11 protein-coding genes and 1 pseudogene are annotated in these 11,134 nt (G+C 67.6%); 4 read left to right on the forward strand and 8 right to left on the reverse strand.

All coding sequences use genetic code 11. From position 1 onward, the window contains the following. Together BST12_RS27440 and BST12_RS27445 are read left to right on the forward strand one after the other, a co-directional pair. Positions 1-560: hypothetical protein (locus BST12_RS27440; RefSeq protein WP_211281376.1), on the forward strand; the 560-nt coding region annotated here is incomplete at its 5' end. Positions 561-631: 71 nt separating this feature from the next. Then, positions 632-1,441 carry a hypothetical protein gene (locus tag BST12_RS27445; RefSeq protein WP_083116346.1) on the forward strand — a complete coding sequence of 270 codons (810 nt, stop codon included), beginning with the start codon at positions 632-634 and terminating at the stop codon, positions 1,439-1,441. On the opposite strand, the gene BST12_RS27450 is transcribed toward BST12_RS27445, so the two are convergent. The 6 genes from BST12_RS27450 to BST12_RS27475 all read right to left on the reverse strand — a co-directional run bounded on the left by BST12_RS27450 (position 1,438) and on the right by BST12_RS27475 (position 6,333). Continuing rightward, positions 1,438-2,937, reverse strand: coding sequence for a bifunctional phosphatase PAP2/diacylglycerol kinase family protein (locus BST12_RS27450; RefSeq protein ID WP_083116347.1), 1,500 nt, complete (start codon positions 2,935-2,937; stop codon positions 1,438-1,440). The two genes, BST12_RS27445 and BST12_RS27450, sit on opposite strands and share 4 nt — an antisense overlap. A gap of 5 nt (positions 2,938-2,942) precedes the next feature. Then, a complete protein-coding gene (locus tag BST12_RS27455; RefSeq protein WP_083116348.1) occupies positions 2,943-3,539 on the reverse strand; it encodes a muconolactone Delta-isomerase family protein in 597 nt (198 codons plus the stop codon). 42 nt (positions 3,540-3,581) lie between these two features. Next, positions 3,582-3,818 (reverse strand): PASTA domain-containing protein, encoded by a 237-nt coding sequence (locus BST12_RS27460; RefSeq protein WP_170062218.1) that lies wholly within the window; start codon positions 3,816-3,818, stop codon positions 3,582-3,584. Between the two features lie 84 nt (positions 3,819-3,902). Then, the gene (locus BST12_RS27465; protein WP_083116355.1) at positions 3,903-4,325 is read right to left on the reverse strand and encodes a MarR family winged helix-turn-helix transcriptional regulator; all 423 of its coding nucleotides are present in this window, start codon (positions 4,323-4,325) and stop codon (positions 3,903-3,905) included. Between the two features lie 72 nt (positions 4,326-4,397). After that, positions 4,398-5,282: a glycoside hydrolase family 16 protein gene (locus BST12_RS27470; RefSeq protein WP_083116350.1), complete on the reverse strand. Its 885-nt coding sequence runs from the start codon at positions 5,280-5,282 to the stop codon at positions 4,398-4,400. A 19-nt stretch (positions 5,283-5,301) separates the two neighbouring features. Further along, the gene (locus BST12_RS27475; RefSeq protein ID WP_083116351.1) at positions 5,302-6,333 is read right to left on the reverse strand and encodes an NADP-dependent oxidoreductase; all 1,032 of its coding nucleotides are present in this window, start codon (positions 6,331-6,333) and stop codon (positions 5,302-5,304) included. A gap of 24 nt (positions 6,334-6,357) precedes the next feature. On the opposite strand from BST12_RS27475, the gene BST12_RS27480 reads away from it, so the two are divergent. Continuing rightward, on the forward strand, positions 6,358-7,119 hold the full coding sequence (locus BST12_RS27480; RefSeq protein WP_083116352.1) for a DUF3060 domain-containing protein: 762 nt from the start codon (positions 6,358-6,360) through the stop codon (positions 7,117-7,119). Here BST12_RS27480 and BST12_RS27485 read toward each other — a convergent pair. Both BST12_RS27485 and BST12_RS27490 read right to left on the reverse strand, forming a co-directional pair. After that, entirely contained in the window at positions 7,116-10,310 is a 3,195-nt protein-coding gene (locus tag BST12_RS27485) for an ATP-binding protein (protein ID WP_083116353.1), read from the reverse strand. The two genes, BST12_RS27480 and BST12_RS27485, sit on opposite strands and share 4 nt — an antisense overlap. A 16-nt stretch (positions 10,311-10,326) precedes the next feature. Continuing rightward, positions 10,327-10,716 (reverse strand): hypothetical protein, encoded by a 390-nt coding sequence (locus BST12_RS27490; protein ID WP_083116354.1) that lies wholly within the window; start codon positions 10,714-10,716, stop codon positions 10,327-10,329. A 148-nt stretch (positions 10,717-10,864) separates the two neighbouring features. Here BST12_RS27490 and BST12_RS27495 point away from each other — a divergent pair. Then, a pseudogene (locus BST12_RS27495) lies at positions 10,865-11,134 on the forward strand (hypothetical protein); the annotation flags it as partial.

Here is an 11,134-nt window from a genome sequence, read left to right on the forward strand (position 1 = left end):
TTGGCGCGGCTGGTGGCGATGGCGGCAACGGCGGCACCGGCGGCTTCGCCGGTTTCGGCGGCACCGCAGGCAATGGCGGTTCCGGCGGCACGGGCGGGGCCGGCGGCGACGGCGGCACCGGCGGGGACGGCGGCAACGGCGGTTCGCAAGCGGTAGGCTTCGGCGGCCGAGGCGGCGGGGGCGGCGCCGGAGGTGACGCGGGCACCGGGACCACGGGCCCAAGCGGCATCGGTGGCAAGGGCGGCAACGGCGGCAACGGCGGCCTCAGCAACTTCGGTGGCGATGGCGGTAGCGGTGGCCAGGGAGGCACCGGCGGCAAGTCGACGGCGACCGCGGGCGGCGACGGCGGCGACGGCGGCACCGGCGGGACCGGCGGCGACAGCAACCAAGGCTCCGGCGGCGGCACCGGCGGCAATGGGGGCGACGGCGGCGACGGCGGCAGCGGTGCCGGCGGCAAGGGCGGCACCGGCACCGCGGGCGTCGGGGGCCAGGCAGGCAGCGGCACCACCGGTGGCGGCGGCGGCGCCGGCGGCCAAGCCGGGCAGGGCGGTCCCGCATAGAAAGACCGGTGATTTCGCCGATTCGATAACCCGCGGCACCTGCGACGCTGGAAGCGAACACGGGAGGTCACATGGAAATCGATCGAGAAGACGTCATCGCAAGCCTCGGCGGCCAAGAGGTCGTCGACATGATGGACCACGAGACCAAAGCCGATGCCCTGGAGCATTATCTGGAGGGCAAGCTCGACGAATTGGTCTGCGCCAAGCAGTCCGACAAGTACCCGTCGGTCGCCGACATCGAAAAACAGATCGAGACCCGCAACTACCGGCGGGGCGCCGGTCATCTGTTCGCCGCCGACCACAACATGGAAATACTGCCGCCGATGCCGGCCCGGCCCACCCTGAAGGATTTCTTCGAACTGCGCTTCAATCCGGCCAATCACGTACTGCAGAGCGCGACCCGGGCGATGAAGACCGGCATGTCCGAGGAAGTGATCCTGGCGTGCCTGCTGCATGACGTGGTGCAGTCGCTGATCAAACCGGACCACGGGTGGTGGGGCGCCCAACTGCTGGAGCCCTACCTGCCGGAGCAGAGCACCTTCGCCATTCGCTATCACCAGGCATTGCGCTTCTATGCCGACGACGAGGTCGGCTACGAATACCCGCAGATGTACTACCAGATCTTCGGCCACGACTACACCCCGCCGCAGTACATCGAGCGGACCTACCGGATGGTCCGAAAGCACAAGTGGTACATGGACTCTCGGCTGGTGACCGTGAACGACGTCTACGCGTTCGACCCGAACGCCGAGGTCTCCTTCGAACCGTTCGAGGACATCGTCGGCCGCCACTTCAAGCAGCCGCAAGAGGGGCTGGGCTACGACAACAGCCCGAGCGCCCACATGTGGCGCACCCTGGCGCGGCCCGACTCACCGCTCTAAGCGGGCCGGAATACCTGCAGACTCCGGTACATCGCGGTGAAGCTGGCCTTCTCGTATTCCTCGCCCACCTCGCCGTCGTGCGCGATGACGGTCGGGCCGTCCACGGCGGTGAAGCTGAACTCCGGCACCTGCATCTCGTGGTACAGGGGGCTGCGTTCCAGCCGGCCCAGCACCAGCGCGGCCAATATCCGGGTGCGGGCCAGCCGCGGGCCGGTCTCCAGGATGCGAACGTCGATCAGTCCGTCGTCCATGCGAGTGCGCCGGGACGGGGCGAATCCCGTTGGCAGATAAAGGGAATTGCCCAAGAAAAACAGTGACGTCTGCAACGTCTTGTTGTCGTAGCGGATGCGCACCGGCTGACCCTTGCGCAACGTGTGCAGCATTGCATACAGGCCCGCCAGCGGCTTGCCGATGCGCTTCTCGAGCTTTTCGCGCTCCTGGACGAAGGCCGGATAGGCACCGATGCTGGCAGTGTTGACCACCATCTGACTCTCGTTCAGACACATCAGGTCGACGCAGGCAACGCTGCCCCGCCTAATGGCGGCAACGGTTTTCGCCACGGTGTCGCAACCGATGTCCTTCGCGAAATGGTTGAACGTCCCGGCGGGGAAGACCGCCAACGGCAGTCCGGCTTCCCGGGCCACCGCCGCGGCGGTGGACACCGTGCCGTCGCCTCCGCCGACCGCGAGCACCTCGGCCCGCCCGGCGGCGTCGCGCAGCACCTGCAGCGGGTCGTCGTCGGGACCCAATTCGACGATCTGCGCCCGCGGTAATTCGCTGCGCACCTCGTCGAGGACGCGCGCCCCGGTGCCGCTGCCCGAGGCCGGGTTGACGACGAGAACAACCCCGGCACCGTCGGGCCGTTCCGGCGTCTCGATCCACAGGGGTTCGGTTGCCGGCAAAGCGGTTTCGACGATCGGCGGCACCAGCCGGCCGCCCAGGACCGCCGCGCCGGCGCCGATGCCGAACCCGATCACCACATCGCCGGGGTAATGCGCGCCGACCGCCACCCGCGAGAGCCCTACCAAACCGGCCAGCAACGCCAGTCCGAATCCCAGCGGGGGGTTTTCCAGTCCAACCCCGACGGCGAAGGCCGCCGCGCTTGCCGAGTGCCCGGACGGTAGCGAGTTGGACGTGGGGCGGCGCCGCACCCGCCGGACCAACGGCACCGCGTCATACACCGGGCGGGGACGCTGACGGATCCGCTTGGCGAATTGATTGGTGAACAGGCTGGCGGCACCGAGGGACCCGACGCCGCGTATCGCGCCGCGCTGGGCGGAGTTCTTGCCAGAGGCGAACAATGCCGCGGCAAGGACGAACCAGAGCTTGGAATAGTCGGCCGCCCTGGTGAGCGGCGGCATCGCCGTGTCGAGCAGCGGGGTGGGGCTTTCCGCGATCGCCTCGAACAGTTCGCGGTCCAACGCACCTAATCCACGAGTAATCTGCTTGATACTGCGCGCACGCTGCCAGTCACGTTGCCAGGTCCGTCGACTCACCAGCCCTACCCTAGGCGGATCGGATCGTTGGGATGCGGGGTGAGTGCGGTCGTTTCGATCGTCAGCCACCCCGCCAGCGGTAGCGATTCCAGCAGCGCCATCAGCTCACCAGGATCACGCGCGCGCCACAGCCCCAGGGTCCGGCCGCCGTCCGACTCGGCCCCTAACGACCACAGCCGCACCAAATGCCCGCGTTCGGCCAACTCGCGCGCCCGAGCCGTTTCCCGCGCCGAAGTGTCCTCGACGACGTGATCCGGGGTGTCCGGCGGCACCGTGACGGTCGTCGTGATCAAGAACTCCGGCCCCTTGCCGGGGCGACCGGTAATGCCCGCGCACGGCGGGTCGTTCGGATGCCGTCCCAGCACCGTGATCTCGTCGGTGCGCCAGATCCGCATCGGCATCGAAGCCAGCAGCCGCTCCAACTGACCCTCGTCGGAGGCGGCGAACAAACCCAGGGTGCGCCATTCGCCGGGCCGCAGCGGCGGGCGCCACAGCCGTAGCAGATGCCCCTGGGCCGCGAGTTCGCGCGAGCACGCGGCCTCGCGCGCGCGAACCGCGTCGACCTCGGTTTCGGACGTACCGGCAGGCACCTGGGTGGTCATCGTGACCAGAAAATCTGTGCTGGGCACGAAAAGACTTTAGAGCTAGTCCTTGTATACCTGGACCACTACGGGGTCATCGGGGGCGACCGCGGTTCCCGGCGGCGGGTCGATGCTCACCGCCGTCCAGCAAGACTCCAGCATGACCACGCCGTACTGCGGATTCGTCGAGGACATACTGACGTCGGTGAGGCCGAGTCGGCGCAAGGTCTTTCGCACTGTGTCGCCGTCCTGGCCTCGTACATCGGGGACGATGATCTGCGCGGGGCGCTGCGAAGTCACTGGAGCGATCGATCTGCTTTCTACTTCGGTTGTTGCCGGAGGCAATGTTTGCGTCGAAGCAATTATAGGCGACCGGTCGGCGATTCAGTGGCCGGCGGGCCAGATCGTCGTCACCGCGTCGCCGGGTGGCGGTTCACCGGCCGCGGTGGCGAACTTGTCCAGGGCCGTCTTGAGCAGCTCGCGATCCTTGGGATCCATGTCGCGCAGCACCCGGGTGATCGCCGTGCGCCGGTGGCGCGTCACCTTGTTGACCAGCCGGCGTCCGGCTTCGGTGAGGCTCAACACGATGTTCCGGCGGTCCTCCGCCGACTCCTGCCGGTCCAGCAGACCCGCCTTGATCAGGCGCTCACAGATACGGCTGGCGTTCGACGGGTTCACGTCCAGCCCGGCGGCCACCGCCGCGAGGTTGAGCGGACCTCTGGTGTCCACCATGACCAGCACCCGCAGTTGCGGGACGGTCACACTGTCGTCGACTTCGGCGACGGAGGCAGCGACGATACCCACCATCGCGCGGGATGCACGCAGGACGGTATCGATCTGGTCGGCCGAGGGCCCCTCACCGGACACGGTGGACCGGGTCTAGAAGACGCGCACCCAGTCGATGAGCATCTCCTGCGGATAGGAACCCGCCGCCGGGTCACCGCCGCCGGAGCCGCCCACCGCAAGGTTTAGCACCGGGAACACTGTGTAATCGGGGTCGTTGAACGGCCATTCACGGATGGGTTCGTCCAAGTTCTCGATTCCGGTGGCCGGTACCGAGAAGTACGGCGGGGCGCCGTCGGTGTAGTCCACCCAGAAGTACATGCCGGTCGGATCCCAGCGGACACGCCAGTTGTGCCAGGCGCCGTCCACGCCGATCGGGCAGGTCTCGAACGCGGTCCCGTCCGGGTTGGCGTGAACGGTGGTGCCCGACGGCCAGGTGCCGTTGCCGTACCACTCGATCAGGTCGATCTCGCCGCTGCGACCGGGGTCGTCGTTGGACAGCCACCAGGCCGGCCACATGCCCGGAGCCAGGCAGTTGAACTTGATCCGGGCTTCCCACGTCGTTCCGACGCCGCCCCGCCACAGGCCGTGAACCAGGCCACCGAAGTAGCCGCCGTCATGCGTGGCACGCAGCACCAGATTGGAATTCCCGTCGAGGAACACGTTCTGGCGAGTGTTGCGGTATTGCCCCCAGAACTGAGGCTGGTCGAAGCCGACCGGGTTGCGAATCGGCGTCCGGAAGTTGGAAATGGCCCACTTTCCGGGGTCCGGGGCCGAACCGGCGGGGCCGTCGAACTCGTCGTGCCACAGGAACCCGCCGGCGGCTCCGGCGGTCGGTGCTGCGGGCGCGGGCGACGGGCCTGCGGGCGCGGCCGGGCGGGACGGGCTGGCCAGCGCTTTCGGGGCCGGGACTGCGGCCGCCAAGGCGCCGAATCCCGCCATCATGATCATTCGGCGACGGTCCATCTCAGGCATAAGCAAGGGACGATAGCAGCCGAACTCAGGTGGCCGTCATTTTGGGCGTGGGTGCGCTGATTTTGACCAGCGTCTTGCCGATGTTTGCCCCGGTGAACAGTCCGTTGAGGGCATCGACGCACGACTCGATGCCCTCGAAGATGGTCTGGCGGTGCTTGAGCCGGCCCTCGGACTCCCATTGGCGCAGGTGGGCGAAGGCCTCGTCGAAGCGGCCCCACTGATCGAGCGCGTTGAACCCTTGCATGAGAGCGGTTTTAGACAGCAAATTCACGTAATTGGCCGGTCCCGGATGCTCGCCGGTCAGGTAGCTGGAGATGACGCCGCACAACACCACCCGCGCCCGGTGGGCGAGCCGGCCCAGCACCGCGTCGAGGATCGGGCCGCCGACGTTGTCGAAGTAGACGTCGACCCGCTTCGGGCAATGCTGCTTCAGCGCGGCTGCCAGATCGTCGTTTTTGTAGTCGATGCACGCGTCGAACCCGAATTCTTCGACCACCGCCCGGCATTTTTCCGGCCCGCCGGCAATCCCCACCACGCGGGCTCCGGCGATCTTGGCGATTTGCCCGGCCACCGATCCGGTGGCACCCGCCGCGGCCGAAACCACCACCGTCTCACCGGGTTGCGGCCGCCCGATATCGGTCATGCCGAAGTACGCGGTGGCGCCCGTCGGGCCATACACCGACATGATCGCCAACTGGTCGTCTTCGCCGGGAATCGGTGTGCTGAACACGTCGTCGCGGATGAGCACGTACTCCTGGAAGCCGGTCAGTGTGGTGACCACGTCGCCGACGGCGTAGGCGTCGCAACGCGAGGCGACGACCTGGCCGATGCCGGCCGCCCGGATGACCTCGCCCAGCTGCACCGGCGGCAGGTAGCCGGGCTGGTCGTCCAGCCAGGTCCGCACGGCGGCGTCGAGACCGACGTAGGTGGTGCGCAGCAACGCCTCGCCGTCGGCGGGCTCGGGCGCCTGCGACGAGATCAGCTCGGTGTCATCGGGCCGGACGAGCCCGACCGGACGGCGACGCAACACAATCTGGCGGTTCGGCAAGTCGGGCACGATGCCGAGCCTATTCTTTCTTCCATGAGCGCAGAGGATGACGATCCGGAACGCCGAATCCGCGAGCTGGAACGCCCGCTGGCCGACACGGCTCGCACATCCGAATTGGGCGGCGCCCCTCCGGCCTTCGACCCCGCATACCAGGCATATCCTCCGCCGCCGCCCGGCCCAGTACCGCCGCCGACCGGCGCGCCGCCGCCACTGGGACCGCCCCCGATAGCGCCGCCACCGCCTTCGTATGGCTACGAATCCCCGTTCCCCGGAGCCACACCGCGGTCGTCGTCGGGTGTCCGCGTGTTCTGGATCTTGGCCGCGCTCTTCATCATTGGTGTGTTGGTTCTGGTGGGCGGCATTGCGCTCTACGTTTCGCGCCAACTCCATCGCGACTACGTCGTGACCCCGGAGCCGAGCACTTCGGTGATCACCAGCCTGCCCCGGTCCACCCCACGCAGCCCGGGCCCCTCGAAATCACCGACTTCGCCGGCTTCACCGACCGGGCCGTCATCATCTTTGCCGCCGCCAGGCGGGACGCTCATTGTCACCGGCGTCGGCGAGAACAGGTCGATCGAGTGCAATGACAGCGTCGTGACCGTCAGCGGCATCTCGAACAAGGTCGTAATCAGCGGCCACTGCGCCAGCCTCACCGTGTCGGGCTTGAAGAACATCGTCACCGTCGACGCCGCCGACACCATCGACGCCTCCGGCATCGACAATCGGATCACTTATCACACCGGTTCGCCGAAGATCACCAAATCCGGCGATAAGAACGTCATAGAGCAGGGCTAGTCCATCGCTTCGGCCTGGGCCAGGCAACCTTCGAAACAGGCCTGAATTGCCTTGTCCCGGAAGCGCTCCCGGGACTGTGCGTAGCCGGTCGCGTCGCCATCCGCCTGGGCCAGCAGGGCGCGCAGCCGCAGCACCGCAAGCTCATGCAGGACGAATTCCGGCTCGGTCGGCACCGCGGCCAACCGGTCGACGGTGCGTTTCGCCGCTGCGATGTCGCCAGCCCCGCCGCGCGACAACAACGCCTCGACCAGCACGGTCGTCGCGGGACCGCGAAAGATCATCTCGCCGGTGTCGAATTGTTCGGCCAGCACGCTGGTAGCCAGCTCGATCGCGCTGCCGTAGTCCCCGGATCGGCTGTGCGCACGGGCGAATTCGATATCGCACATGCGCCGCACTGTCATGGTGAGCTGTTCGCGCACGACCATCTCTTTAGCCTGCACCAGATATTCCAGTCCGTCGGCTTCGCAGTCGTAGTGCAGCAGTGCGACGGCGCGATTGAACAGCGCGTAGGCAAGTGCGGCGTTGTCTCCGGACTGCTGGGCGACCTCCAAGGACTCGGCCGCCAGTGCCACATCGCGCTCGGTGGGATGCACGGCGCCGTTCTGGATGGCGGCCGCGTACTTGTACAACTGCACGAAGGACCGGGCGCCTGCGTCGACCGACCGCGCCAACACGATGCCGGCCCGCAGGTCCTCCCGCCAGCCCGGGCGGCCCAGGAACATCTCCGCCGCGCCCTTCAGCGTCAACGCCCACGCCAGCGGGGATCCGATCACGAAGTTGCCCATGGTGGGGTCGCCGTCAGCCAGATCGATGATCCGCTGAGCCAACCGCAAGCTCTCCGTCGCTTCCCCGGCTTCCCACTTGGCTTGGGCGGCCGGGTAGAACAACCCGACCGTCATCGCCGGCTCCCCGATCGACTCAACCAGGGTGGCGAATTCCGTTGCCATGTCGGCGGCTTCACGATGACGCGAGTTGAATGTGAGAGTGGCTAGGTGTCCGGCCATGCCGACGGCCAACGACTTCTTGTCACCCGCGGCGGTAGTCAGCTCGCGCAACTCCTCGAAGCCGGTGTCGGCTGGTGTGCCGCCCACTTGAAAAGCGCTGCCGCACAACAAAGCCCGCGGGGCGATGCGTATGGCCAGCAGATCGGGCTCGTCGGCGGGCAACCGGTCGGCGACCCGAAGCGCCAGCTGCCAGCTCTGCCGGGCCGCCCGGATATCGCGCGCGCCATACCAATTCGCGGCATCCATGTGCCAGTCGAAGGCATCCCGCAAATCGCCGGCGGCCGCGTACTGCGTGGCCACCAGGGCGGCTTCCTCACCGGTGAACCCGCCCCGGGTTCGTTGCATCACCGCGGCCACTCGCCGGTGCAGTTCTGACCGCCCTGCCTTGAGCTGGGATTCGTATGCCACAGCCTGAATGAGCGGATGGCAGAACGCGTAGGTGCCCTGCCGCGCGTGCGGCAGCGGCTCTACCAGTTCGGCCTCGATCAACGGCGTCAGATCTGTTGCTTCGGTGGTTGATTCGAGCAGGTGGGCCAACAGCTCGGTGTCGAACTGGGCGCCGATCACCGCCGCGGCGTGCAGGACGCGCTTCGCCGCAGCGGGGAGCCGGTCGATGCGCGCCCCGATGATCGCTTGCACGCTGGGCGGCACGTGAATGTCGCGCACTTCCCGGGTACATACGTAGTCACCCGGCGCGCCCTCCAGGTCACCGCGCTCCACCAAGTCGCGCACGATCTCCTCGGCGCAGAACGGTATGCCCCCCGCGTGCTCGGCGATCACCGTCGCGAGTCCAAGTACCGACGGGTGGGTGCCCAGCAGCTCCCTGACCAACTCCGTGATGTGCGACGCACTCAGCGGTGCAAGCAGGAAAGAGCATGCCGTGGGGACCCTCGCCAGCAGCCCCTGATACTCGGGCCGGTACATGATCAGCAGCGTCGCGCGCATGGCGGGCAGCGTCGCCGCGAATTCGGCGAGCATCGATTCGCTGGCACTGTCGATCCACTGGGCGTCCTCGATCACGTACACCGCGGGCTGCGAGCGGGCCAGCGCAGCGGTTTTGAGCAGTTCAACCAGCCGCCGGCGCCGGGCATCGGGACTGATATCGGGTAAGGCGGTTTGGGACAGCTCGCCCTCACCGACACCAAGCAGGTCATCGAGCAAGAGCAGGTCTTCGCCAGTGGCGAAAGGCATTTCGCTGCGGACCCGGCACTGCGCCTGTGCGGCGGTGAGGCCACGGATCTCAAAGATCGCACGCAGCAGCCTGGAGACGGTATGGAACGCGATCTCGCGGGTATGCGATTCGCAGTAGGTAACGAAGACCGCGAAGCCACGACTGCGCGCCAACGCCACCGACTCCCGAGCCAGCCTGGTCTTGCCGACGCCAGGCTGGCCGGACACCGCGACGATGGTTCCGTGGCCGTGATAGGCCTGGTCGAGTAGTTCGGCGACGGTGTCCTTCTCGTATTGGCGTCCGACCATTCGGGATTCATGACGGGGCTTGCGTACCTTTTTGAGATGCTCGTCCCCTGCGGCCAGCAACCGGCGCGCGGGAACCGGGTTGGCGGCACCTTTGATGCGCACAGATTCGGGCTCCCCCAACACAACTCGGTCCTCGACGAGCCGCGCCGTCGATTCGCTGAGCATGACACCGCCCGGCGGGGCCACCGTTTCCATCCGCTGCGCCATGCCCACCTGGGTACCGACCGCGGTGTAACCCAGGTGAGTAGCGCCGACTTCGCCGGCAATCACCCGGCCGGAGTTCAGGCCGACCCGCAGCCGCAGATCGATCGCATCGCGGCGGGCCACCTCAACCGCCAATTGCTGGGCCACCTGCTGAATATCAAGGGCGGCAAGGCATGCCCGAAAGGCGTGGTCTTCCAACGTGATCGGGGCACCGAACAGCGCCATGATGCCGTCGCCGGTGAACTTGTCCACGGTGCCGCCGTAGCGCTGCACCACCGCCGCCGAGCGGTCGACCAGCTCAGTCATCACCTCGCGCAGCCGCTCGGCGCCAAGGGCGGCGGCAATGTCCATCGACCGCACCACGTCGGCGAACAACACGGTGACTTGTTTGTATTCGGCCGGATCGACGACCAGGGTCAGCGGCGAACCGCAAGCATCGCAGAACCGGGCCCCCTGGCGCGGTTGTGACCCGCACGCGTGACAGACCGAGGACGTTGCCGCCAAATCTAGGTCGCCAAATCTAGGTCGACTCGTCCGACGGATCGTCGAGCACGCTCACCGCTATGCCGTAGGGAAGGAAGCGGACTTTGCGCTTGGGGTCGGTGTTGTTCTTGTTTGCGCGCAGAGCGTCGAGTTCGGTGGCGTAAACCTGCTCGACGCGGGCGCCGCCATCGGCGTCCACGGTGTAGATGGCCCACACTCCGTCGCCGGCCTCGCCGGTCGTGGTCTCCGGCGCCGGACGTGACCGCCGCCCTAGGTCGTCGAAAAGCACCGACCAGCCGCTGCGAGTGCCGGGGGCGGCCATGAACCTGCCGAACCGCTCGAATGCATCGCGCAGTCCCTCGGTGCCCTCCCGGATCACCCGATCGAAATCGTCGGGGTCGAACCCGAACGGTCCATTCTCGGCCACACGACCTCCTTGCAGTTCATCCGGTTACCGCCAAGTGTGCGCTTATGGAGCCGGCTCCGCAGGGCCGGGCTCCGGCGGGGGCGGCGGCGGTGACGGCGGATAGATCGGGATGGGGATAGTCACGAACGGGACGTGCAGGTACATCGTCATGATCGGTGTCGGCTGGGTGGTGGGTTCGGGTGCCGGTGGCGGCACCGCGACCGGCGGCGCCGACGGTGCCGGCGCCTGCGGCACCGGCGTCTGCACCGGCGGGGCGGCCTGCCGTGTCGGCTGCCGCCGCGGCGGCGGCGTCACCGGCGCCATGTTCACCACCGTGGGCGGCGGCTTGGGTGCCGGCTGCTGCACCACCGGGGGCGGCTGTGCGACGACCGGGGGTGGTGCCGCTTCCGGCGGGGGCAACAGGCTGGCGATGGGGAAT

This window comes from Mycobacterium angelicum (genome assembly GCF_002086155.1).
GTDB classification, from domain to species: Bacteria; Actinomycetota; Actinomycetes; order Mycobacteriales; family Mycobacteriaceae; genus Mycobacterium; species Mycobacterium angelicum.

Excerpts from the sequence above, each read along its gene's own strand:
- BST12_RS27445 (WP_083116346.1), top strand. The coding sequence starts at position 632 with ATGGAAATCGATCGAGAAGACGTCATCGCAAGCCTCGGCGGCCAAGAG.
- BST12_RS27465 (WP_083116355.1), bottom strand. The coding sequence starts at position 4,325 with ATGGTGGGTATCGTCGCTGCCTCCGTCGCCGAAGTCGACGACAGTGTG.
- BST12_RS27455 (WP_083116348.1), bottom strand. The coding sequence starts at position 3,539 with ATGACCACCCAGGTGCCTGCCGGTACGTCCGAAACCGAGGTCGACGCG.
- BST12_RS27480 (WP_083116352.1), top strand. The coding sequence starts at position 6,358 with ATGAGCGCAGAGGATGACGATCCGGAACGCCGAATCCGCGAGCTGGAA.